The 23,338-nt window shown below is 70.4% G+C and carries 23 protein-coding genes; 11 read left to right on the forward strand and 12 right to left on the reverse strand.

Annotated features, from left to right (window positions below; genetic code table 11):
* Positions 1–2,817, forward strand: a complete 2,817-nt coding sequence (locus tag AB0M63_RS23470) for an NHLP bacteriocin export ABC transporter permease/ATPase subunit (protein ID WP_366020736.1) — start codon at positions 1–3, stop codon at positions 2,815–2,817.
* A 4-nt stretch (positions 2,818–2,821) separates the two neighbouring features.
* Here the strand turns inward: AB0M63_RS23470 and AB0M63_RS23475 are convergent, their stop codons facing one another.
* The 3 genes from AB0M63_RS23475 to AB0M63_RS23485 form a co-directional block, all read right to left on the reverse strand.
* Positions 2,822–3,349 carry an SRPBCC family protein gene (locus AB0M63_RS23475; protein WP_366020737.1) on the reverse strand — a complete coding sequence of 176 codons (528 nt, stop codon included), beginning with the start codon at positions 3,347–3,349 and terminating at the stop codon, positions 2,822–2,824.
* A 6-nt stretch (positions 3,350–3,355) separates the two neighbouring features.
* The gene (locus AB0M63_RS23480; RefSeq protein WP_366020738.1) at positions 3,356–3,697 is read right to left on the reverse strand and encodes a metalloregulator ArsR/SmtB family transcription factor; all 342 of its coding nucleotides are present in this window, start codon (positions 3,695–3,697) and stop codon (positions 3,356–3,358) included.
* Positions 3,698–3,801: 104 nt separating this feature from the next.
* The gene (locus tag AB0M63_RS23485) at positions 3,802–4,194 is read right to left on the reverse strand and encodes a hypothetical protein (protein ID WP_366020739.1); all 393 of its coding nucleotides are present in this window, start codon (positions 4,192–4,194) and stop codon (positions 3,802–3,804) included.
* A gap of 123 nt (positions 4,195–4,317) precedes the next feature.
* Here AB0M63_RS23485 and AB0M63_RS23490 point away from each other — a divergent pair, with 123 nt between their 5' ends.
* Positions 4,318–5,820, forward strand: coding sequence for an MFS transporter (locus AB0M63_RS23490; protein WP_355911234.1), 1,503 nt, complete (start codon positions 4,318–4,320; stop codon positions 5,818–5,820).
* Between the two features lie 239 nt (positions 5,821–6,059).
* Positions 6,060–6,449: an STAS domain-containing protein gene (locus AB0M63_RS23495; RefSeq protein WP_366020740.1), complete on the forward strand. Its 390-nt coding sequence runs from the start codon at positions 6,060–6,062 to the stop codon at positions 6,447–6,449.
* A gap of 136 nt (positions 6,450–6,585) precedes the next feature.
* Here the strand turns inward: AB0M63_RS23495 and AB0M63_RS23500 are convergent, their stop codons facing one another.
* On the reverse strand, positions 6,586–7,023 hold the full coding sequence (locus tag AB0M63_RS23500) for a protease inhibitor (protein ID WP_356060238.1): 438 nt from the start codon (positions 7,021–7,023) through the stop codon (positions 6,586–6,588).
* Between the two features lie 369 nt (positions 7,024–7,392).
* Between AB0M63_RS23500 and AB0M63_RS23505 the strand changes: the two genes are divergently transcribed.
* The 3 genes from AB0M63_RS23505 to AB0M63_RS23515 all read left to right on the forward strand — a co-directional run bounded on the left by AB0M63_RS23505 (position 7,393) and on the right by AB0M63_RS23515 (position 9,747).
* A complete protein-coding gene (locus AB0M63_RS23505; RefSeq protein WP_366020741.1) occupies positions 7,393–7,944 on the forward strand; it encodes a hypothetical protein in 552 nt (183 codons plus the stop codon).
* 80 nt (positions 7,945–8,024) lie between these two features.
* Positions 8,025–8,720 carry an alpha/beta fold hydrolase gene (locus AB0M63_RS23510; RefSeq protein ID WP_366020742.1) on the forward strand — a complete coding sequence of 232 codons (696 nt, stop codon included), beginning with the start codon at positions 8,025–8,027 and terminating at the stop codon, positions 8,718–8,720.
* Positions 8,721–8,769: 49 nt separating this feature from the next.
* The gene (locus AB0M63_RS23515) at positions 8,770–9,747 is read left to right on the forward strand and encodes a 2-hydroxyacid dehydrogenase (protein ID WP_366020743.1); all 978 of its coding nucleotides are present in this window, start codon (positions 8,770–8,772) and stop codon (positions 9,745–9,747) included.
* On the opposite strand, the gene AB0M63_RS23520 is transcribed toward AB0M63_RS23515, so the two are convergent.
* Both AB0M63_RS23520 and AB0M63_RS23525 read right to left on the reverse strand, forming a co-directional pair.
* Complete coding sequence (locus AB0M63_RS23520) at positions 9,740–11,380, reverse strand: RICIN domain-containing protein (protein WP_366020744.1); 1,641 nt, start codon at positions 11,378–11,380, stop codon at positions 9,740–9,742. The two genes, AB0M63_RS23515 and AB0M63_RS23520, sit on opposite strands and share 8 nt — an antisense overlap.
* A 388-nt stretch (positions 11,381–11,768) precedes the next feature.
* Positions 11,769–12,632, reverse strand: a complete 864-nt coding sequence (locus AB0M63_RS23525) for an oxidoreductase (RefSeq protein WP_366020745.1) — start codon at positions 12,630–12,632, stop codon at positions 11,769–11,771.
* 137 nt (positions 12,633–12,769) lie between these two features.
* Here AB0M63_RS23525 and AB0M63_RS23530 point away from each other — a divergent pair, with 137 nt between their 5' ends.
* Entirely contained in the window at positions 12,770–13,663 is an 894-nt protein-coding gene (locus AB0M63_RS23530) for a helix-turn-helix transcriptional regulator (protein WP_366020746.1), read from the forward strand.
* A 25-nt stretch (positions 13,664–13,688) separates the two neighbouring features.
* Here AB0M63_RS23530 and AB0M63_RS23535 read toward each other — a convergent pair whose 3' ends face one another.
* Positions 13,689–14,066 (reverse strand): toxin Doc, encoded by a 378-nt coding sequence (locus tag AB0M63_RS23535; RefSeq protein WP_355911208.1) that lies wholly within the window; start codon positions 14,064–14,066, stop codon positions 13,689–13,691.
* Positions 14,067–14,069: 3 nt separating this feature from the next.
* Positions 14,070–14,315, reverse strand: a complete 246-nt coding sequence (locus tag AB0M63_RS23540; protein WP_355911205.1) for a hypothetical protein — start codon at positions 14,313–14,315, stop codon at positions 14,070–14,072.
* A 137-nt stretch (positions 14,316–14,452) separates the two neighbouring features.
* Between AB0M63_RS23540 and AB0M63_RS23545 the strand changes: the two genes are divergently transcribed.
* Positions 14,453–14,950 (forward strand): methylated-DNA--[protein]-cysteine S-methyltransferase, encoded by a 498-nt coding sequence (locus AB0M63_RS23545; protein ID WP_366020747.1) that lies wholly within the window; start codon positions 14,453–14,455, stop codon positions 14,948–14,950.
* 29 nt (positions 14,951–14,979) lie between these two features.
* Positions 14,980–15,669, forward strand: coding sequence for a 2OG-Fe(II) oxygenase (locus AB0M63_RS23550; protein ID WP_366020748.1), 690 nt, complete (start codon positions 14,980–14,982; stop codon positions 15,667–15,669).
* Here AB0M63_RS23550 and AB0M63_RS23555 read toward each other — a convergent pair.
* Positions 15,666–16,277 (reverse strand): hemerythrin domain-containing protein, encoded by a 612-nt coding sequence (locus tag AB0M63_RS23555; protein ID WP_366020749.1) that lies wholly within the window; start codon positions 16,275–16,277, stop codon positions 15,666–15,668. The genes AB0M63_RS23550 and AB0M63_RS23555 overlap by 4 nt on opposite strands.
* Positions 16,274–17,887 (reverse strand): DHA2 family efflux MFS transporter permease subunit, encoded by a 1,614-nt coding sequence (locus AB0M63_RS23560; RefSeq protein ID WP_355911192.1) that lies wholly within the window; start codon positions 17,885–17,887, stop codon positions 16,274–16,276. The genes AB0M63_RS23555 and AB0M63_RS23560 overlap by 4 nt, the downstream gene beginning before the upstream one ends.
* Positions 17,888–18,055: 168 nt before the next feature.
* On the opposite strand from AB0M63_RS23560, the gene sigJ reads away from it, so the two are divergent.
* Both sigJ and AB0M63_RS23570 read left to right on the forward strand, forming a co-directional pair.
* On the forward strand, positions 18,056–18,985 hold the full coding sequence (sigJ, locus tag AB0M63_RS23565) for an RNA polymerase sigma factor SigJ (protein ID WP_366020750.1): 930 nt from the start codon (positions 18,056–18,058) through the stop codon (positions 18,983–18,985).
* On the forward strand, positions 18,982–20,448 hold the full coding sequence (locus tag AB0M63_RS23570; protein ID WP_366020751.1) for a cytochrome bc complex cytochrome b subunit: 1,467 nt from the start codon (positions 18,982–18,984) through the stop codon (positions 20,446–20,448). The genes sigJ and AB0M63_RS23570 overlap by 4 nt, the downstream gene beginning before the upstream one ends.
* 6 nt (positions 20,449–20,454) lie before the next feature.
* On the opposite strand, the gene AB0M63_RS23575 is transcribed toward AB0M63_RS23570, so the two are convergent.
* Both AB0M63_RS23575 and AB0M63_RS23580 read right to left on the reverse strand, forming a co-directional pair.
* Positions 20,455–20,910 (reverse strand): hypothetical protein, encoded by a 456-nt coding sequence (locus AB0M63_RS23575; protein WP_366020752.1) that lies wholly within the window; start codon positions 20,908–20,910, stop codon positions 20,455–20,457.
* A gap of 7 nt (positions 20,911–20,917) precedes the next feature.
* Positions 20,918–23,161, reverse strand: coding sequence for a glycoside hydrolase family 9 protein (locus AB0M63_RS23580; RefSeq protein WP_366020753.1), 2,244 nt, complete (start codon positions 23,159–23,161; stop codon positions 20,918–20,920).
* Between the last annotated feature and the right edge of the window lie 177 nt (positions 23,162–23,338).

The following is a 23,338-nucleotide window of genomic DNA, read 5'->3' on the forward strand; positions in this document are numbered from 1 at the left end:
ATGACGTCCGTTCACGAGGGCGACCTGGTCCTCGGCGCGCTGGGATCCCTGGGCACGCCGATCGACTGCGCCGGACTCAACCGCCTCGACCTCGAAGGCCCGCAGGTGCTGTGGCTGGTCGCGTCGGGCGCCATGGACCTGTTCGCGGTGGACGCCGTGCAGCAGGGCCACTGGCACCACCTCGGGCGTCTGGAGGCGGGCTCGCTGCTGCTCGGCCCGGTCTCCGGTCCCCAACACACGTTGGTGGCCCGCCCGTTGCGGGACTGCGTGGTGCACCGCATCGGCCTGCGCGAGCTGTACCAGCCCGCGAACACCCAGACCTGGTCGTACGACGAGTACGGCAACCCCCAGTACGTGCCGCCGACTTCGAGCCCCCTCGAATACGCCCTCGCCCTCGGTGTCGGTCGCGGTCTCTCCATCCTCTTCCAGGCACCGATGGCCGGCGAACGGGCCGCCGCACTCACCGACGACGACGTGTTCTGGATGCAGGTGCCGCCGGGCAGCGTGCAGTACGGGTCGATGTACGGCGCGGAGGCGGCGACCGATCTGCTGATGGACCCGGGTGTCTGGCAGGGCATGGTCGACCAGCAGTACCGCCTGCTGTCCACGCTGGACAAGTGGATCGAGCAGGTGGAGCGCACCCACGAGACGCGAACGGCCGCCGGAATCAAGGCCGGTGAGGCGGTGCGCGTCCAGGCCGACCGGACGCTGCTGGCGTCGATCGGCAAGTCCTCGGCGCGGCGCACCACGGCCGCCGACGCCGACGCGTCGTACGCGGCCTGCAAGGTGGTCGCCGAGGCGGCCGGCATCGCGCTCGCCGAGCCCGCGCAGAGCGGCAGCGAGAGCGAGCGTCTCGATCCGGTCGAGCGGATCGCCCTCGCCTCCCGGGTCCGGGTGCGGGCCGTACGTCTCGACGGGCGCTGGTGGCGGGACAACGTCGGTCCGCTGGTGGGTCATCGGGCGTTGTCGGGGGCACCGGTCGCGTTGCTGTGGCGGCGCGGCGGCTATGTCGCCGTGCATCCGGCGACCGGGCGCGAGACGCCGATCGAGAAGGCGAACGCGGAGGAGTTCGAGCCGCGCGCGGTGATGTTCTACCGTCCGCTGCCCGAGCGGCGGCTCAGTCCGCTCAGGCTGCTGCGGTTCAGCATGCAGGGCACCGGCGGCGACCTGTCGAACCTGCTGATCAGCGGGCTGGTCACGGTCGCGATCGGGGCCCTGGTGCCGATCGCCACGGGCAAGGTGCTCGGCGAGTTCGTACCGAAGGCCCAGACGGGACTGATCGTCCAGGTGTGTCTGGCCGTGATGGTCACCAGCGTGGTCGCGGCGGCCTTCATGCTGCTGGAGAACCTCACCATCCTCCGCCTGGAGGGCCGTATCGAGGCCACCCTCCAACCCGCCGTCTGGGACCGGCTGTTGAGGCTGCCGACCAAGTTCTTCACCGAGCGCTCGACGGGCGAACTGGCGAGCGCGGCGATGGGCATCAGCTCGATCCGCCGTCTCCTGGCGGGAGTCGGACCCGTCGTCGCCCAGTCGGTGACGGTCGGCGTGATGAACCTCGGGCTGCTGTTCTGGTACAGCTCCTCGATGGCGCTGGCGGCGATCGGCATGCTCATCGTGATCGCGGCCGTGTTCCTCGGTCTCGGCCTGTGGCAGGTGCGCTGGCAGCGCCGACTGGTCGTCCTCAACAACAAGCTGAACAACCAGGCGTTCCAGACCCTGCGCGGGCTGCCGAAGCTGCGGGTGGCGGCGGCCGAGAACTACGCCTACGCGGCCTGGGCCTCCGAGTTCGCGCGCAGCCGTGAGCTCCAGCAGAAGGTCGGCCGGATCAAGAACCTCACCACGGTGATGGGCGCGGTGTATCTGCCGGTCTGCACCCTGCTGATGTTCATGCTCCTCGCGGGCCCGGCGCGCGGCTCGATGTCGGCAGCCGCCTTCCTGACCTTCAACACCTCGGTGACGATGGTCCTGACCTCCGTCACCAGCCTGACCGGCGCCTTCGTCTCCGCGGTGTCCGCGCTGCCGCTGTTCGAGGAGATCAGGCCGGTCCTCGACGCGGCCCCCGAGGTCCGCACCGCGAGCACCCGCCCCGGGCAGCTGTCCGGCGCGATCGAGGCCCGCCGGGTGTCCTTCCGCTATGCCGACGACGGCCCCCTGGTCCTGGACGACGTGTCCTTCGAGGTGCGCGCGGGCGAGTTCGTGGCGATCGTCGGCCCCAGCGGCTGCGGCAAGTCGACCCTGCTGCGCCTCCTCATCGGCTTCGACAAACCGGTCTCCGGCAGCGTCCTCTACGACGGCCAGGACCTCGGCGCCCTCGACCAGTCGGCGGTGCGGCGACAGTGCGGGGTGGTGCTCCAGCACGCGCAGCCGTTCACCGGTTCCATCCTGGACGTCATCTGCGGCACCGAGCCGTTCACGCCGGAGGAGGCGATGGCGGCGGCCGAGATGGCGGGGCTCGCGGAGGACATCAAGCGGATGCCGATGGGCCTGCACACCATCGTCGCGGGCAGCGGCGCGGTCTCGGGCGGCCAGCGTCAACGCCTCATGATCGCGCAGGCGTTGATCCGCAGGCCGCGCATCCTCTTCTTCGACGAGGCGACCAGCGCACTGGACAACGAGACCCAGCGCACGGTGATCGAGAGCACCAAGGCGCTCAACGCCACCCGGGTCGTCATCGCGCACCGCCTCTCGACCGTCCTGGACGCCGACCGCGTGGTCGTCATGGAGGACGGCAAGGTCGCCCAACAGGGGCCGCCCGCCGAGTTGTTGGCGGACACGGGCGGCCGACTGCACGAGCTGGTGCGGCGGCAGATGGCGTGAGGGGTCAGTCCTGGCCGGGGACCGGCGCGCCGGAGGGGATCCCGGCCGCGAGATAGCCGTCGTAGAACTCCTTCCAGGGCGCGCCGGCACCGGCGTGCGGCCCCTCGAACCGCTCGCCGCGGGCCTTCGCGTCCAGGGCGGTGAGGCACACCTCCCAGCCGGCGCCGTTGCGGGAGGCGGTGTCCGCGGCGCTCAGGACGTTGGTGAGGGTGAAGCGGGTGCGCTTCTCCTCGATCTCCTCCAGGTCGAAGTGCAGCTCGTCGCCGCCCCATTCGAACGAGAGGTGCCGGGGCGCGTCGACGGCGAGGACGCGGCCGGTGGACTCCGGCATGTTGGGGTCGCCGCTGAAGGTGACCGTGCCGCCGGGGCGCAGTTCGAACTCGGCGCGCGAGGGGAACCACTCGGCGAGTTCGTCGGGATCGGTCACGAACTGCCAGACGCGGTCCGCGGGTTGGTCGTAGGTGCGGCTGAACCGGACGGCGGGGCGGCCGTCGTCGAGGGTCAGATACGTTCCGGTGAGGTCGACGGACATGGCGGATCAGTCCTTCGGGGTGGGGTGCGGGGTGTCCTCCGACGCCTCGTCGAGGCGTCGGCCCAGCCTGTCCAGGCTGTGGTTCCACAGCTCGCGGTAGGGGGCGAGCCAGGCGTCGAGTGCGGCGATCGGCGCGGGGTCGAGCGCGTAGACCCGGCGCTGCGCGTCCTGCCGTACGCGGACCAGGCCCGCGTCCCGCAGGACCCGCAGATGCTTCGACGTGCTGGGCTGGCTCAGACCGCAGGCCTCCACGATCTCACCGACGGGCCGGGGCCGCTCCAGGAGCAGGGCGACGATGGCCCGCCGGTGGGGATCGGCGAGGGCGGTCCAGAGCGGGGCGTCGGACATGACTCCAATATGCCTCTGTGGTTATATGCCGGTCAAGGCATTCACACGGATCCCGGTCGGGAGACCGGGCTGCGGCCGGCGTTGATCAGATAGCCGCTCGGTCATCACTGACTGACACCCTCCCAGAGTGGGGGAACATCCCCGCCACGGCTGTCCATCTGGGTCGCCAACACCCGGACCGCCGCCACGAATCGGGCCGGGTCACGCAGGAACTCCATGCGAATACCGGGGAATTCGACCCACGGCGCGCCGATCCGGCGGCCGATCTCGATCGACGGCCGGGCGTAGTACGTGCCCCGATCCTCCACTCCCGCGCCCAACACCACGGGAAACGGGGCCGACTTGAGCGCGTTCTCGTCGGGCCGGAAGGCGGCGAAGCCGGACCACTCGATGCCGAAGCCTGCCGCGGGTACACCGCCCCGCTCGTACAGTGCGGCCAGTTCGACGAAGAAGCCGCGTCCGGAGTCCCCGTCGACCTCGAACACGCCACTGCGCATGACTGACCCCCCTCCTCAGCGAAACGTTGCCGTTTCGCTGAAAGTGCTCTAGTGTCGATGTGTACGAAACCGTTTCGTTTACGTTTTGGTAAACCCCGAACGACTTCCCTGGAGTGGTTCCCGATGTCCCAGAAGACTCTGACCGAAGACACCCGGTCGGGTGCCGGGGAGGCGCAGTCCGCGGCCTCCTCGAAGCGGTGGTGGATCCTCGCGATCGTCGCCGTCGCGCAGTTGATGGTCGTCCTCGACGCCACCATCGTGAACATCGCCCTGCCGTCGGCCCAGAAGGACCTCGGCTTCTCCGACGGCAACCGGCAGTGGATCGTCACCGCGTACGCCCTGGCGTTCGCCTCCCTGCTGCTGCTCGGCGGCCGGATCGCCGACCTGTTCGGCCGTAAGACCGCCTTCCTCGTCGGTGTCGTCGGATTCGCCGCCGCCTCCGCCGTCGGCGGTGCCGCCACCAGCTTCGAGATGCTGGTCACCGCACGCGCCCTCCAGGGTGTCGCGGGCGCGCTGCTCGCACCGGCCGCGCTCTCCCTGCTCAACACGACCTTCACCGACGCCCGCGAGCGCGCCCGGGCCTTCAGTGTCTACGGCGCCATCGCCGGCGCCGGCGGTGCGGTGGGTCTGCTGCTCGGCGGTGTGCTGACCGACGCCTTCGACTGGCGCTGGACGCTCTACGTCAACGTCGCCATCGCCTTCGTCGCCTTCGCGGGCGGCTGGGTCCTGCTCACCAACCACCGCGACGCGGCGGGCTCCAAGCTGGACGTGCCGGGCACGGTACTGGTGGCCGGCGGTCTGTTCTCCGTCGTCTACGGCTTCTCCAACGCCGAGACGCACGACTGGAGTTCACCCCAGACCTGGGGCTTCCTGATCGCGGGCGGTCTGCTGCTCGCGGCCTTCGCCTGGTGGCAGACGCGTGCCGCGCACCCGCTGCTGCCGCTGCGCATCCTGCTCGACCGCAACCGGGCCGCCTCGTTCATCACCGTGCTGATCACCGGTGCGGGCATGTTCGGCGTGTTCCTCTTCCTGACCTACTACCTCCAGTTGAACCTGGGCTTCAGTCCCACGAAGACCGGTGTCGCGTTCCTGCCGATGATCGGCGCGCTGATGGTGATGGCGCAGGTGGGCACCACCGTCCTGGTGCCGCGGCTGGGCCCGAAGACCATCATTCCGCTGGGCTTCGCGATCGCCATGGTCGGCATGGCCTGGCTGACCGGCATCGGCGTCGGCTCCTCCTACGCCAGCCATGTGCTGCCCCAGTTGATCGTGATCGGTGCGGGCCTCGGCATGGTGATGCCGCCCGCGATGCAGCTCGCGACGGGCGGTGTGGCCGCCGAGGACGCGGGTGTCGCCTCCGCGACGGTCAACGCCATGCAGCAGGTGGGCGGTTCGGTCGGCACGGCCCTGCTGAACACGCTGGCCGCGAGCGCCGCGACCGACTACCTGGCCGGGAAGGACGCGACCAGCAAGCTGGTCCAGGCCCAGGCGACGATCGAGAGCTACACGACCGCGTTCTGGTGGTCGGCCGGCCTCTTCGCCGCGGGCGCCCTGATCGCGTTCGGGCTCTATCGCCGCGGGGTCCCGCAGCAGGACGCGGACGCCGCCCCGGTCGTCCATATGTGATCCACCACGTCCAAGCCTGAGCCGCACAGACCGAGGGGCCGCCGTCCGCAGGGAGACGGCGGCCCCTCTTCACTTCAGGCGACCACACGCCTGAACTACTGACAGAAAGTCAACCCTTCGGACCGGAATTCACCATGTCGAGTGAACTAGATCTTGCGGGCGGCGAGTTCAGGGATGCCCGGGACCTCAGCGGGGTAACTACCGAGACCCGAAGCGCCCCATGCCGAGGTGGAGCGGCCATGACTGCCGAAGCGGACGAACGCGACAGGCCCGCCGCCAACTCCTGTGCCCGGACCCGGTCGAGCGGTCCCTTCACCGTGGTCGAGGTCTCCGGGGAGATCGACATGGCGACCGCCGGTTTCGTCGTCGAGCACCTGGACGCGGCCACCGCGGTCGCCGAGCCCGACGTACTGGTCGATCTGCGGCCGGTGGAGTTCCTCGACTGCTCGGGGCTGCGCGCCCTGTGCCGGGCCGAGCGGCGGGCCAGGGAACGCGGCGGCCGGCTGCGCATCGTCTCCGACGGGCCGCGCATCGAGCGCCTGCTGCGCGCCTCGGGCCTGTTGGGCCGTTTCCCGCCGCTCCGCACCCTCCCGGCGCCTCCCGGTTCCGCCGACTGGCGGCGCACATGATGCCAGGGGCCGGCGGGCGACCCCACACCGCCCGGCCGACCCCTGGTGCGGGATCGCAGTCCTCCGTGACAGGGGCACGCACTCCCCAGCTACGGACCCTCCCTGGTGCTCACGGAGACTGTGCGACCCCGGTCTCTCAGAACGTGAAGACGCCTCCGTATCCGAAGGAGTCCTTCACGCACTCGTTGGAGAAGACGCGCTCGTAGGAGACGCGTCTGCCCTGCCACACACCGTCGACGGTGACGACGACGGGGCGGTAGAGCTTGTTGCAGAGCACGTCGTCCCGGGCCGCCAGGGCGTCGAAGTCGCCCCGGACACCGCGCAGTTCGGCGCAAGCCTCGGCGGCGGCCGGGTGGGTGCCCGAGGAGGTCGGCGCGCAGGTGAGGGTCACGGCGCGTTCCGGTGTGGCGAGGGCGGCGTCGTCGCCGTGGCCCATGGTCAGCACCAGGGCCGAGGGGGCGTAGAGCGCGGACGGGCCGGTGCCGTGGGCCGCGAGGGCGGTCCCGGTCAGGGGCCCGCAGACGGCGGTGGCCGTCAGGCCCAGAGTCGCTGCCCAGCGCGCGGTGTTCCGCATTGTGTGCATCCTTCCGCTCGATGCGGACCGATCACGAACCATCGGTTCGTGGTCGGTCCGACGTGGTGCCGGTCCCGCTCGGTCGGTGCCGGACCGGCGGGCGCCACTCTGCCGAGTCCACCGCCGAAACTCACATCCGACCCACAGGTTTCAGTAACCTTGCGTGTTGAATCAGTGGCGTGAAGTCACAGAATTCGAACGCGTGGGCCCCGGAACCGTGGGCTTGTCGATCGCCGGATCGAGCCGGATGGCCGGATTACCCGTGCTCGCCAATCGTCCTGAAACAGTCCCGAAACATTCCGCTTCAGCTCTCGGCGCACTCCGCCGCAGCCCCTTGCGTTCGCGCTGCTACCGAGTAATCGTCATTACATGATTACGACAGAACAGCAGGAGAAGCTTCGCGGCTGGTTCACCGGCCGTCTGCCCGACGACCTGTTCGAGGAGCTGGTCGAGGTCACGGTCGACCGCGAGGAGGTCACCGTGATCGGCCGCATTCCCGCGCCCCGGCTCGCCGAGGACGTGTCGGACGCCGAGAAGGAGGCGGCCGTCCAGGGCCGGGTCCAGGAGTTCCGCGAACGCACCCGGGAGAACCGGATCGCGGTCGCCCGCGAGGCCGAGCACCGGTTCCGCAAGAAGGTCTCGTGGGGTGTGGAGTGCGCCGGGGAACGCTCCCTGTTCACCCACATCTCCGCACCCGTCATGACCCGGCTGCGCCAGCCCGAGCGCCAGGTCCTCGACACCCTCATCGCCGCCGGCGTGGCCCGCAGCCGCAGCGACGCCCTGGCCTGGTGCGTCCGCCTCGTCCAGCGCCACACCGACGACTGGCTCACCGAACTCCGCGACTCCCTCGAACACGTGCAGCGGGTCCGCGCCCAGGGGCCGGACGCCGAGCCTGAGGACGCGCCGGGCGACAGCGAGTAGGAGTGGCCGGCCCGCCCGCCCATCGTGTGCTGTGCGGCACGGGCGGTCCGATGTCAGACCCGGCCGTTAGGTTGGGCGACATGACTCGATTCGTTGTGGTGGCAGGGGCGTGGCTCGGCGCGTGGGCGTGGGACGAGGTGGAGTCCGAACTGCGCGGGGCCGGGCACGAGGTGCATGCGCTGACCCTCTCGGGGCTCGCGGAGAAGCAGGGGGTGCCGGCCGGACAGCGGACCCATGTCCAGGACATCGTCGACGAGGTCGAGCGTCTCGATCTGCGGGACGTCGTCCTGGTCGGACACAGCTACTCGGGTGTGCCCGTCGGTCAGGCGGCCGAGCGGATCGGTGACCGGCTGGCCCGGGTGGTGTTCGTCGACGCCAACGTGCCGGTGGACGGGGCATCGTTCCTGGACGGCTTCCCGAGCGACCACATCAGGAAGTCGCTCGACGAGCACGGCGGCGACTGGCCGCCCCTGGACCCGGCCGACTACACGGGACAGGACCTCACGGACGAGCAGATCGCCCGCATCGTGACCGACGGGACCGCGCACCCGGGTGCCACACTCACCGAACCGGCGATCCTGACCCGCCCGCTCGGCGAACTGCCGGCCACCTACGTCAAGTGCCTGCTGGACGGCGACGAGTTGATGGACCCGGTGGACGAACTGGTCGCGAGCGGACGCTGGGAGCTGGTCCGGATGGACACGGGCCACTGGCCGATGTTCTCCCGTCCCGGTGAACTTGCCCGCATCCTGGCCGAGTCGGCCACCCGCCCCTGACACGCGTGCGGATCCGTACCCGCCTCCCCCACCTCGACGAGGATTCCGCATGAGCCCCACGAAGAACGTCCTGGCCGTCGTCCCACCCCACATGGGCGGCCGCACGGCAGGAGCCGGACTCGCGACACTGCTGCCCGACGGGGTCGACGTCACCGTCGTGGAAACCGTCGACGAGGACCCTGCGGCCCTGCGCGCGGCGCACGTCGTCATCACCGCGCTCTCCCCGGTGACCGCCGAACACCTCGCCGCCGCACCGGAGTTGAAGCTGGTGCAGTGCGCCAGCCACGGCTTCGACTACGTCGATGTGGATGCCGCGCGCGCCCGGGGCATCCTTGTCTGCACCATCGGTTCCAGCGGCGCCGAGGCGCAGAACGTGGCCGAGCAGACCTTCGCCCTGATGCTCGCCCTGGCCAAGCGCGTCGTCCCCGCGCACACCGCGCTCGCGGCGGGCGACTGGGCGCTGCCCCGGCTGCAGCGCTCCCTGACCGAGCTGTCCGGCAAGACCCTCGGCATCGTCGGTCTTGGCTCCATCGGGCAGCAAGTGGCCCGCCGCGCGGCCGCGTTCGACATGACCGTCGTCTACGCCGGCCGGCGCGCCGTGCCCGAGGAGACGGCGGCCCGGCTCGGCGGCGCCCGGCATCTCCCGCTCGACGAACTGCTGCGCCGCTCCGACTACGTCACCCTGCACGCGCCTCTCACGGACGAGACCCGGCATCTCCTGGACGCGGACCGGCTCGCGCTGCTCAGGCCGACCGCGTTCGTGATCAACACCGCGCGGGGTGCCCTGATCGACCAGGACGCGCTCGCCGACGCCCTCGAAGCGGGCACCCTCGCGGGCGCGGGCCTCGACGTCTTCGACCCCGAACCGCCGACACCGGCCCTGCGCCTGCTCAAGGCCCCGAACGTGGTGCTCTCGCCGCACGTCGGCGGCGTGACCCGCGAGACGGTCGTCCGGATCGCGCTGGCCGCCGTAGAGAACGCCACCGACTACCTGACCGGCAAGCCCCCGGGCGATGTCGTCAACTGAGCCGGTCGGAGATCTTCGCGGGGCGCTGTGACGGGCCTCCCGTGCCGGAGATCGACAGCGAACCGGGGCTGGCCGACACCGAGTCGGTCAGCCAGCGCTGCGCGGCGGCACCGTCGCGGACCTTCAGGACGATGTCGGCGCCCGGGTCCTTCGTGGTCGAGGTCAGGGCGAGCCCCGACTCCCAGCGGGGCAGCAACTCGCCCTGCACGGTGAGGTCGTAGCGGACATCGTTGCCACGCTCGGCCTTCGCGTCGGCGCAGGTGCCGAGGACGACGACACCGGCGTCCGCGTGCGAGTCCAGGCAGAGCGCGGGGTTCGCCGCACTGCGCAGCAGCCCGTCGGTCTCGTACGACCACTGCTGGGTCTCGGCAGACGAGCACACGGCCAGGCTGGTCCCGGCGCCGGCCTTCACGGTGCCCTTGATGTCGAGGCACAGGTCGGCGGCGGCGTTGCGCAGCGTCGTCCGCTGGGGTGCGGCGGGGAGTCGCGCCGTGCCGGGCGCGGAGGAGGACACGTGTCCGGAGCCGCCGTTGGCGCTGCCGGAGGCGGCCGGGTCGGCGGCGCCGTCGTGGTCCGGCCAGAGACTGACGGCGAGCACGAGCGCGACGACTCCGGCGCCGATCAGGCCGACGCCGACCAGGAGCGACCGTGACGACCGCGTGGAGCGCGCCGACCGGGCAGCGTCCACGATCCGGCGGCCCGGTGCGGGGAGCCGGGAGAGCAGCCGATGCCGCCCTGCGGGGCCGCCGCCGTGCGCACCGTGGCGGGAGGAGGTCCTCGTCCGCGCGTCGGGCCGGGCGCGGCCGGGACGCGATTCGAGGTAGGGGCGGGCACCCCAGCCGAGCACCGCCTCCGCGAGCAGGACGCCCAACCCGCCTTCGAAATAACTCAGTTGTTCGGCGGCGAAACGGCAGTAGCGGCACTGGGCCAGATGCTGCTGGACATCCGGCAGCAGTACGCCACCGCGTCGAATCGGGACGTCGAGGAGCCGGTTGTAGAAGCGGCAGTCCTTGGTCGGCGCGAGTTCCCGGTGGGCGCGTACACAGCCCTCCCGGAATTTGTCGTGTGCCTGTCGGAGTGCGGCCGACGCGGTGTCGGTGTCCATCCCGAGCAGTGCGGCCGGAACGGTTATCGGCTCCGCCTCGACCTCGGTGTGCCACAGCAGACACTGGGCGAGCGGTTGAAGGGTCTGGAAAGACCGCTCGGCAAGCTTGCGATTTTCGGCTGTCATGGACTTCGCGGCCCGCATGGCGCGACCCCCGGAGGGTTTCTCCAGGTCCGGGAGAACACCGGCTATTCGCTCTTCCGAGGACCACTCGCGGACCGTGTCCCGCACGGTCAGCAGCAGTCGGGGGCGCAGGGCCACGCCGTGTTCGCCGAACGTCAGCCGGTCGAACACCTGGTGGAAGGCGGCCGCGGTGGCCATCGCGGGGGCGCTGCCGGTGGTGTCGAGACAGACGCCCGCGTAATCCTGGACCGGCCGCCAGTGCCTGGCCATGAGCAGCGCGACGGAATGGACGGCCTCCCCCTCCGGCCGGCCGCGCAGCCGGGCGGCCAGTGTTTCGTCGGATTCCTCGGGCGCCCCGCCGTCCGGCGGAGGGTAAGGGGGACGAGGGGGGTGAGGGATGGACACGGAGTGGATTCCTCGGATTCGGTTCATCAACAGGCGAATGAGCCCCGGGCATTACCCCCGCGCGGGTGTTTCACCCTTGCACAACCCACCGAACCCAACAAGGCACTTGGGTAACATCCACATCGTTGAAAGAAAGTCAGACCCGGTGACAACTCGGTTCACCAGCACCGGCTTTCGGCTTTCCATGCGCCCCGTGTGAACCACACGCACACGCCGGTGCGTCACGCACGCTCCCGGCGCACGACACCGAGCGCTCCACTGGAACCGGCCTTTCTCGAAGGCCTCGCGCTGGACGGCGGCTCTCCCGCGCCAAACGGCCGCCGACCTTGCTCCTCCCGCCCTCGGTCGGCGGCCCCGAGGGCGGGGGCGGCCCACCCCCGCCCTCATCTCATCCGATGGTGTCGAGTTCGGCGACCGCGTCGGCCGGCAGTACCAGGTCGGCGGCGGCGATGTTGTCGCGCAGATGGGCGCGGGACGAGGTGCCCGGGATGAGGACGGTGGTGGCCGAGCGCTGCAACAGCCAGGCCAGGGCGACCTGTTGGCGCGAGGCGTCCAGGCGGGCGGCCACGTCGGAGAGCACCTGCGACTGGAGCGGGGTGAAGCCGCCGAGCGGGAAGTAGGCGGCGAACGCGATGTTCTCCGCCGCGCACCGCTCGACGAGGGCGTCGTCCTGCCGGTTGGCCAGGTTGTACAGGTTCTGCACGGTGACGACCGGGGCGATGGCCTGGGCCTCGGCCAGTTGGTCGGCGGAGACCGTGCTGAGCCCGAGGTGCCGGATCAGCCCCGCCTTCTGCAGCTCGGCCAGGGCGCCGAACTTGTCGCCGATCGACTCCTCGTCGGCGCGGTCGAGCCCGCCGACCCGGAGGTTGACCACGTCGAGCGCGTCGAGTCCGAGGTTGCGCAGGTTGTCGTAGACCTGTGCCTTGAGGTCCTCCGGGTGCCGGGACATGATCCAACTGCCGTCGGGGCCACGCCGGGCGCCGACCTTGGTCACCAGGTGCAGGTCGGTGGGGTAGGGGTGGAGGGCCTCCCTGATGATCTCGTTGACGACGACGGGGCCGTAGAAGTCGCTGGTGTCGATGTGGGTGATGCCCCGCTCGACGGCCTCCCGCAGGACGGCCACGGCTTCGGCGCGGTCCTTGGGTGGTCCGAAGGCGTGGGGGCCGGCCAGTTGCATGGCGCCGTATCCCATGCGGGTGATGGTGAGGTCGTCGGCGAGGGTGAGGGTGCCGCCGGAAACGGTGTCGGCCATGAGGGCGCGCCTTTCGATGGGTGTGTGGGGTCCTGTCAGCGACTCTGCGCCCGGCCCGGCCGGACAGGCAGTACCCGGATGTTCCTGGGAGTGACAGGGACACCCACCTGCGCGGATTCGGATCTACGGTGGTGGGTGTGGACAGCAAGAACGCGCTCGGCGAGTATCTGCGGGCCCGCCGTGAGCGGGTCCGCCCCGAGGACGTGGGCCTGAGCGGCGGCGGCCTGCGCAGAGTCCCCGGGCTGCGCCGGGAGGAGGTCGCCCTGCTGGCCGGCATCAGCTCGGACTACTACCTGCGCCTGGAGCAGGGCCGGGACCGCAATCCGTCGGTGCAGGTGCTGGAGGCGCTGGCCCGGGTGCTGCGCCTGGACGCCTCCGCGACCACCCACCTGCTGAGCCTGGCGCAGCCGGAGCGGCCGGCCGTGTCGCGCAGGCGGGCCAGGCGGACCGAGGCGGTGCCGGCGAGCGTCCGTGAGCTGCTGGACACCTGGCCGGGTCATCCCTCGTATGTGCAGAACCGGTTCACGGACTGCCTTGCCTCGAACGCGCTGTGCCGGGCGCTGTCCCCGAACTACCGGCCGGGCGTGAACCTGCTGCGGGCGGTGTTCCTCGATCCGGCCGAGCGCGAACTGCGGCGCGACTGGGAGGAGTTGACCGCCGAGGGCGTGGCGACCCTGCGCGGCCACATCGGACCCGACGTGGACGATCCGCGGCTGGTCGAGCTGGTGGGTGAGCTCTCCGTGCGCAGTGACCGTTTCCGGCTGCTGTGGAGCCGGCACGAGGTACGTCCGATGCTCGGCCGGACCAGCCTCCTCCGTCACCCGCTGGTCGGCGACTTCGAGCTGCGGTCGAACAAGTTCGAGATCCCGGGCACGGACGGGCTGAACGTGGTCGTCTTCCACGCCGAACCGGCCAGCCGCAGCGCGGAGTTGCTGGGTCTGCTGGGCAGCCTCGCCGCGTCCGGCGACACCCCGCGCGAGCAGAGCCCCCGGACGCGGGAGGAGGCCGCCCGCCTCGACGAGGAGGGATAGGTCTCCCCGAAAGACCGTCAGGCCGTCAGATCTGCCAGGACCGCAGCCGGTCGGCCGCGCCGTACACATCCGTCTTGCCGGAGATCAGGTCGCGGGTGAGGTCGACGAGGGCGCCGTAGGGCGGATCGATGCCGACGCCGCTGACGAACATGTAGGCGACCGCGGTGGCACAGGCGAACCGGGCGTTGGCCGAGGGCAGGGGCTTGAGCAGGGCGAGGGTGTGCAGCAGGGCGGTGGCCCGCCAGGCCGGGTCGGAGTCGACGCCGAGGCGGGGCGGATCGACCCGATGCCGGGCGACGGCTGCCACTAACGCGGAGAAGTCGTTGATGGTGGGCTGGTCCGGGAGGACTTCCTCATGGCGCTGGAGCAGCCAGGGCACGTCGATATGGATGGCGGCGGGCATACGTCAGGCGACCCGCCCCTCGCCCTTGGCCGACGGTTCGTCGTCGGGAAACGCGGCGGCAAATTCGTCGGCGTGTGTCGCGAAGAACCGGCGGAAGGCCTCCGCGCCCTCCTGAAGCGCCCGGTGCCGAGCGATGTCGGCCGCCGCCGCCTCCCGCACGAGCGCCTTCATCGACGTACCGCGCTCCTTGGCGATCTGCCGCAGGTCCTCTAGCTCGCGCTCGCTGAACTCCACGTTGAGAGCTGGCATGCGAACACGGTACCGCTCGGGTACTCACCCGTAAATACTGCCAGGTCAAGAGGCATTCCCCTCGGTACCAAGAGGGTTCCAACACCATGTCCGAATCCCGCCGGACCCGGCCGCCTTTCCGGAGCAGACTCGACCGCATGACCACCATCCAGACAGTCATCGACAGTCCACTGGGCGAGCTGCTCCTGACCGGCGAGACCTCGGCGCACGGCACCACACTCACCTCCCTGTCCATGCCGGACCACCCTGCCCTCGGTGCCGGCCCGCGACACGACGACCCGGCCTTCGCCGAGGCCGCCCGCCAACTGTCCGCGTACTTCGCCGGACACCTCACCCGCTTCCAACTCCCGCTCGCCGCCGAGGGAACGGAGTTCCAGCAGCGGGTGTGGCAGGCGCTGGACGAGATCCCGTACGGCACCACGACGACGTACGGCGTGCTCGCCGGGCGGCTCGGGGTGCCGCGCGGCGAGGTCCGGGCGGTGGGCGCGGCGATCGGGGCCAACCCGCTGCTGCTGGTGCGTCCGTGCCATCGGGTGATCGGCGCGGACGGCTCGATGCGCGGGTACGCCGGCGGGGTCGAGCGCAAGGTGCGGCTGCTGACGCACGAGGGCGCGTTGCAGCCGATGCTCGGCTGATGGCCGTCCGGGGCAAGGAGGGAGTAGTCATGGATCGCACCAACTGGTCTGCTGTGGCAGCAGAGTTGGACCTGTACGGCAGCGCGCCGACCGAGCGGTTGCTGACACCGGCCCAGTGCCGCGAGCTGGCCGCGCTGTACGAGAAGCCGGAGCTGTTCCGCACCACGGTCGACATGGCCCGGCACCGGTTCGGCTCCGGCGAGTACCGCTACTTCACGCACGACCTGCCCGCACCGGTCGCCGCCCTGCGCGCCGCGCTCTACCCGCGCCTGCTGCCGATCGCCCGGGACTGGGCGGCCCGGCTCGACCGCCAGGCCCCCTGGCCGGACTCGCTGGAGGAGTGGCTGGAGCGCTGCCACCGCGCCGGGCAGGACCGCTCGGCGCAGATCCTGCTGCGCTACGGCCAGGGCGACTGGAACGCGCTGCACCGCGATGTGTTCGGCGAGCTGGTCTTCCCGCTCCAGGTGGTGATCGGCCTGGACGAGTACGGCACCGACTACACGGGCGGCGAGTTCCTGATGGTCGAGCAGCGGCCCCGGGCCCAGTCCCGGGGCACCGCGACCCCGCTACGGCAGGGCCACGGGCTGGTGTTCACCACCCGGGACCGACCGGTACGGACGAAGCGCGGCTGGTCGGCCGGGGCGATGCGGCACGGGGTGAGCACCGTACGCTCCGGCCGACGACACGCGTTGGGGCTGGTGTTCCACGACGCCGCCTAGCGGACGGCCCACAGCCCCCGGCGCCGGTAACTCCCCTCCCAGAACAGCCGGTTGAGCACCCGCACCGGCGGCGGGAACGCCCCCAGGAACCGGTCCCGGTCCGCCGTCGGTACCCCGTCGACGAGCCACGGCACGAACACCGCGGCCCCGCGCAGCCCTTGGGTCTCCCGCAGCCGCCCGGTGAAGGCCGCCCAGTCCGCGTCGGTCAGCACCTCCCCCATCAGGGGCAGCGCGCTGTCCTCCTCGTGCTTGAGGTGATCGTCGAGGGTGGCCCGCAACGCCCGTACGAGATCGGGGAGTTCGGACGCCCGATCGGCGAGCGCGGCGTCCACCGCGGCCAACAGCGGGTCGATACGGGCGTGCTCCGCCTCCATGTCGTCGAGCATCCCGAGGTCTCGCGAACGCCCCGCGATGCGCGTACGGACGCGTGGCCACAGGTCGCTGTCCTCGGCGGTGTGGTGGATGTGCAGTTGGTGCTTGAAGTTCTCCCACCCGGCGTGGACGGGAGCGGTGTGCGCCCGGTTCTCGGCGACCGCCGCGGCGAGCCGTTCCAGGTCGCGCCGGAAGGCGTCGTGTGAGGCGTACATGGGCGTGAAGTCGATGGTCATCGTGCGGCTTCCTCCAGTTCGGGCTCGGACATGGGCAGCGCGTGCGGGTTGGCGGACGGCCCTTGGTGTCGTCGTACGGCGAGACAGGCGAGCGCGCCGGTCAGCAGTACGGCGGCGGAGACGTACACGGCGGGCCCCATGGCGTCGACGAAGCCGTGGCCGAAGACCTGGCCGGCGAGGGCGCGCATCCGCTCGGCGATGTCGTGCGGGACACCGGACGGCGGGCCGCCCTGCTGCCCGGCACCGATGTCGGACTCCGACTTGGCGAAGCCGGAGACGAACGACTGCCGGTAGGCGGCGGGGAGTTGACCGGCCCGGGCCTGCGCCTGGTCGGTGAGGGAGGTGGCGAGCCGGGCCTGCAGCACCGCGCCGATGACCGCGCCCGCGAGCACCGAACCGACCTGGCGGAGCGCGTTGGTGACCCCGGAGGCGGCACCGGCGAGCCGGGGCGGGACGTTGCGCATGACCTCGGTGGCCATGGGGGCGAAGGTGCAGCCGACGCCCAGACCCGTGAGGAACAGCGGGAGGGCGATGGCCGGCCAGTGCGTGCCGACGTCCGCGACGCCGACGACCCAGACCAGTCCGCCCGCCCAGGCGAGCAGTCCGCCCATCAGGATGAACTTGCCGCCGACCTTGTCCGCGAGGGCTCCGGCGGGCCCGGCCATGACGAACGAGCCGAGCGCCACGGGCAGCAGGACCAGACCCGCCTTCTGGGCGCTGAAGCCGAGCACGGACTGGAGGTAGATCGTCAGCGTCAGGAACATCCCGACCACGCCGAACGACACGGTGACGCCGACGAAGTTGATCAGACTGAAGTTGCGGTCCCGGAAGAGCGAGAAGGGGACCAGGGGTTCGCCGTCCTGCTGGCCGCGCTCGTGCAGCAGGAAGGCGGCGAAGAGAGCGGCGGCCGTCCCGAACAGGGTCCAGATCCCGGCGTTCCAGTCGTACCGCTGCCCCTCCGTCAGTCCGAAGGCCAGGCAGAACAGGGCAGTTGAGGCGAGGGTGACCCCGAGGGTGTCGAAGCGGCGCCGCACCGTGCGTCGGGTGCCCGGGATGATCGCCATGGTCAGCACGAGCACCAGGGCGCCGATCGGCAGGTTGACGAAGAAGATCCAGCGCCAGGACAGATGGGTGATCAGCACCCCGCCGAGGATCGGACCGAGTGCGCCGGACACCCCCGCCACGGCGCCCCAGATGCCCATCGCCACGCCGCGCCGGTCGGCCGGGAACACCTCGGCGATGATCGACAGGGTCTGCGGCATCAGCAGCGCCGCGCCCAGCCCCTGCACCGCGCGGAACCCGATGAGCTGCGCCGGGTCCTGCGCGAGGCCGCAGGCGAGGCTGGCCAGGGTGAAGAGGGTGACTCCGGCGGCGAACAGATTGCGTTTGCCGCGCAGGTCGCCGAGGCGTCCGCCGGTGATCAGCAGAACGGCCAGCGCCAGGGTGTAGGCGTTGACGATCCACAGGATCTCGTCGAGGGACGCGTCGAGGTCTGCTCCGAGCTGTGGGATCGCGATGTTCACGATCGTCAGGTCGAGGAGGGTCATGAAGAACCCGAGCGAGAGCGTGACGAGGATCGCCCAGGGGTTGCCGTGCCACTTCTTGAACACGATGTCGGTCTCCTTGCGTAGGACTCGCGTTCAAGAGGGCGGTGCGACCGGCCGGTGTGACACCGCGCCCATTCGCCGAGACGTACGTCACATTCCGCCCGTCGGCTGTCACATTCCGGCCCCCGCCGCCCCTCGCAGTAGTGAGCACGCCACTGGGGAGGCGCACCTATGTCCGAGATCGCTGTCACCGAAGAGGCGACCGATGTCTTCATGGACCATCGGGAGCTGTTGTTCGGCCTCATCTACAACATGCTGGGCAGCGTCGCCGACACCGACGACGTCCTCCAGGAGACCTGGCTGTCCTGGACGGCCCGCGCCCGGCGCGCCCCGCTCGACAGCGTCGCCAACCCGCGCGCCTATCTCGTCCGCATCGCCGTCAACCACGCGCTCCAGCGCCGCGCGACGGTCAACCGCCGCCGCGAGACCTACGTCGGCCCGTGGCTGCCGGAACCGCTGGTCGACCAGGCCGACGACACCGAGGACCCGGCCCTGCGCGCCGAGTCCGTGTCACTGGCCATGCTGGTCGTCCTGGAGTCGCTGAGCCCGCTGGAGCGGGCGGTCTTCGTCCTCAACGAGGTCTTCGGGTACGCCCACACCGAGATCGCGGACGTCATCGACCGCACCCCGGCCGCCGTACGACAGCTCGCGCACCGGGCGCGGGCCCATGTGCACGCGCGGCGGCCGCTGTACGAGGCGCATCCGCGGGTACGGCGGGAGGCGACCGAGCGGTTCGTGCGGGCCGCCGTCGGCGGGGACATCGCCTCGCTGATGGAGATCCTCGCGCCGGACGTCACGGTGTGGACGGACAGCGGCGGCAAGCGCAGGCCGGCCGGACTGCGCCCGGTGCACGGCCGGGACAAGGCCGTCCGCCTCATCAACTCCTTTGCGGCCAGGCACCGTCCGCAGGACCTGGAGCTGCGGTTCCGGCGGGTCAACGGCGACGACGCGGCGGTGCTGTTCGAGGGCGACTCGCCGTACGCGGTGATGGTCATGGACCTCACGCCCGAGGGCGACCAGGTGTCCGGGGTGTACATCGTGACCAACCCCGAGAAGCTCACGCACGTGCACAAGGACGAGGACGAGGAGGAAGAGGCATGACCGCCACTCCCGAAGTCTCGCGGGGCGAGCGCGTCGCCGACTGGTTCGACGGCCGGCTCGGCATCTACTCCCTCGGCAAGCAGTACCTGCGCAAGGTGTTCCCGGACCACTGGTCGTTCCTGCTCGGCGAGATCTGCCTGTACAGCTTCGTGGTGCTGATCCTCACCGGCGTGTATCTCACCCTGTTCTTCCATCCGTCGATGAACGAGGTGACGTACCACGGGAGTTACGTCCCCCTGAACGGCATCCGGATGTCCGACGCGTACGCCTCGACGCTGCACCTCAGCTTCGACGTGCGTGGTGGGCTGTTGATCCGGCAGTTGCACCACTGGGCGGCGCTGGTGTTCATCGCCGCGATGCTGACGCACATGATGCGGCACTTCTTCACGGGCTCGTTCCGCAAGCCGCGCGAGATCAACTGGCTGTTCGGCTGGACCCTGTTGTTCCTCGGCCTGTTCGAGGGCCTCTTCGGCTACTCACTGCCGGACGACCTGCTGTCGGGCACGGGGATGCGCTTCGTCGACGGCGCCCTGCTCTCGGTCCCGATCGTCGGAACGTATCTGTCGATGTTCCTGTTCGGCGGCGAGTACCCCGGCCACGACATCGTGTCCCGCTTCTACTCGCTCCACGTACTACTCATCCCCGGCATCATGGCGGCCCTCGTGGTCGTCCACGTCCTCCTGGTCGTCTACCACAAGCACACCCAGTTCGCGGGCCCCGGCCGTACCGAACGCAACGTGGTGGGCGCCCCGTTCATGCCGGTCTACCTCGCGAAGGCGGGCGGCTTCTTCTTCCTGGTCTTCGGCACCCTCACCCTCGTCGCGGCGGTGGCGTCGATCAACCCCGTCTGGTCCTACGGCCCCTACCGCGCCGACCAGGTCTCCACGGGCGCCCAGCCCGACTGGTACCTGGGCTTCGCGGAGGGCCTGGTCCGTGTCATGCCGGGCTGGGAAGTCACGCTGTGGGGCCACACGTTGGTGCTGGGGGTGCTGATCCCGATCGTCGTCTTTCCCCTCCTGCTGGTCTTCATCGGCGTGTACCCGTTCCTGGAGTCCTGGCGGACGGGCGACAAACACGAACACCACCTCCTGGACCGCCCCCGCAACCGCCCCACCCGCACAGGCATCGGCGTGGCCTGGATCAGCCTCTACCTCGTCCTCCTGGCCGGCGGCGGCAACGACATCGTGGCGACCCGCCTCCACCTGTCCATCAACACGGTGACGTGGGCGGTGCGGGTGGCCGTGTTCGCCGTCCCCGCACTCGCCTTCGTGATCACCCGCCGCATCTGCCTCGGCCTCCAACTCCGCGACACGGACCTGGTGTTGCACGGCCGCGAGACCGGCGTGATCAAACGCCTGCCGCACGGCGAGTACGTAGAGGTGCACGAGCCACTCGACCAGGCCGAACTGCACACCCTGACCGCACACAAACGGCCGAGGGAGCTGGTCGAGCGCGAGCCCTGACGGCCGCTACCAGGCGGGCCGCGGATCCCGGAGGTGCTCCGGGGTCTGCCGGGGCAACTCGCGGCCCTGGTCCGTCCGTAGGAGATATCCCGGGTCGGGCGGGAACTCGTCGGTGGGCGGGGCCGGTTCGTGGAATCGGCGGGTGTGCGGCAGGAGTGTCTCGACCAGCTTTCCGTCGTGGAACATCCACAGGCCGAAGCAGTCGTCGTCCTGGTCGTGGATCAGGACCTGCACGCTCTCCGGATAGGGCCACGGAAGCGATTCCAGATGCTTCAGCAGCCCTTCCCTCGGGCGCATGCGCTCGAACTCCACGGCCCAGCCGACTCCGAACGACGTACCCCACTGGCTCTGGATCGGCACGAAGCGGCCCCGCCAGGTGCGCTCCGGATCGTCCCGGGTCAGCGGCTCCATCACCTCGTGCGCGTGGAGGGCCAGCACGACGACCTCGGCGAATCTGCTCATCCACGGATCATCCCTGATCCGCCACGAACGAAGCCATCCACGCCAGCGCCGCGTTCCAGTTCACCGCCGTCTCGTTCGTCGACCAGGACTGGATGTCGTCGATGTAGCAGAACTGGCCGACGCAGCCGGTGAGTTTGCTCTGTGCGTACGGGTCCTGGATGGAGGAGTTGGCGCCTCCGGCAAGGGTGCCCGGGGGTGGGTTCGGAAGGTTCGGGTCGAGTTTGTGGGCGTACCAACGGCTGTGTTCGTTGTGAGAGTTGGCCTCGCCGTAGCCGGTGACGTACGACATGTTGAGGGCGTTGCGGCCGAGGATGTAGTCCATGCTCTGGAGTGCGCCGTCGCGGTATTTCGTGGCGCCGGTGAGGTCGTACGCGGTGGCGACGACGTGGGCGTTGTTGAGGATCTGGCTGTTGGAGCCCCAGTCGTAGAGGTTGCCGGGCGGCGCGTACGGCATGCCGTAGGGCTGGGTACGGAGGGTGGCCAGGTAGGTGTCCGCGGCTTCGGTCACCGAGCGGCGGATGCGGTCCCTGCCGGGCAGCCTGCTGGGGACGGTCGCGAGGTCGAGGCGGGCCGGTGCCGCCGTGCGGGCCCAGTCGAAGCCGAGGCTGCCGAAGACGTCCGCCGTGTTGAGCGGGGAATTGACGACGTGGTCCGCGAACTGCCGTTCCCCCGTGGTGAGATACAGCTCGGCGGCGGCCCAGTAGAACCCGTCGGTCGCGTTGTCGTCGGGGTACGCGCCACCGCCGATGCCGTCGTTCGGGTCCGGGTACACCGTGGGGTGGGCCAGCGCCGCCGCCCACGCCTTCCGCGCCGCCTTCAGCGCCTTCGCCGCGAACTCGCGGTCGTAGGGCCGGTACAGGCGGGACGCCTGCGCCGCCGTCGCGGCAAGATTGAGCGTTGCCTGGGTGGTCGGCGCGTGCAGCTCACGCTTCTGGGGGTCCTGGCTCGGCAGCAACGGGAGCCCGGTCCACTGCTCGTCGTGGACCTTGTCGTGCGCCATACCGGCCAGCGGCTGCCCGTCCGGGACCTGCATCTTCAACAGGAACTCCAGTTCCCAGCGGGCCTCGTCGAGCACATCCGGGACCTTGTTGCCGCTCTCCGGGATGGCGAGCGTCCCGTCGCGCAGCTTGCCCGGCTGTCCGGTGCGGGCCAGCAGTGAGCGCTCGTAGGTGCTCAGCAACTCCCAGGTGGAGATACCGCCGTTGATGACGTACTTGCCGTGGTCCCCCGCGTCGTACCAGCCGCCGGTGACGTCAAGTGTGTAATCGCACAGGCCGGGTTGGCAGGGTACGTTCGCGTCGCCCTGGTTGGGGGCGACGTTGAGGTGACCGGCCGGGCGGGCGTAGCCGGGGCGCAGGTCCTCGCGTATCGCGATGCCGCTGCGCTGTGTGTAGTAGTACTTCAGCGAGTCGAGCCGCAACCGCTCGTAGGCGGCGGCCCCGATGTCGAAGGGACGGCTGGTCTCCCCGTCGGCCACCAGCGTGAAGCCCTCGCCGCTCCCCCGGTAGGAGCCGAAGTCGATCGACTGCACGTTCTGCCCGGAGGCCACGTCGGTGCCGCGCGGCACGGTCCGCCCGTGTGCGACCACCGCACCGGCCGCGTTCTTCAACTGCCAGGGCAGCACGGCCGTCGAGCCGGTCACCAGCGTGGCGTTCTTCGGGCCGCCCGGCAGATAGGCGACCTGGTTCACCCGCACACGCGGTCCGGTGTCCGGCTGGTACACCTCCGGCGGCACCCCGCCGAGCAGTGACACGTCGTCCATGCAGAAGTGCCAGGCCGTGCTGGAGCCGCCGAGTTGGAAGGCGACCTGCCCCTGCGTGGTGTCGACGGGCGAAGTGAACGTGTACGCATAGGAGTTGCCGGACACGCTCAGCTCGGGACTGATCTCGTAGTAGGTGTCGTACGGCGACACGGACAGCCCGACGATCGCCCGCGCCACCTGCCCCTCGGGCGAACCGGACGCCGTGAAGGCGAACTTGTACGACTCGCCCTTCACCAGCGTGATGTCGTTCTGGCCGACGGCGGCGTCCCAGCGGTTGGTCGTTCCGCCCGGCACGTCAGCGCAGAGCTGCCCGTCGGACAGGCCGGCGGTGACATTGCTCGTCGTCCACCAGGGTTCGGTGGTGGTGTCGAAAGTGCCGTTCCTGATCTGCTCGACCTCGTCGGCCCCGGCCGGGCCGGCGGGCAGGGTGGTGAGCGCGGCCGCGAGGAGGACCGTGGCGGCGAGCAGGGTCGTTCTGCGTCGTTTCACGTCTGGGCTCCTCGGGACGTGGGGGCATGTGGTGGGAGCGCTCCCAGGTGCGGACGGTGGCCATGCTGTTCGAGACATGACATTCCGTCAACGGTCCTGACCGGACAGAGTTGCGGCGGCTCGGTGGCGCTCCGCGAAAACCCGTTGGCGGGCCCCGGCGGCCGCAGCTATCCTTCC

This window comes from Streptomyces sp. NPDC051576 (genome assembly GCF_040681835.1).
In the GTDB taxonomy this organism is placed as follows: domain Bacteria; phylum Actinomycetota; class Actinomycetes; order Streptomycetales; family Streptomycetaceae; genus Streptomyces.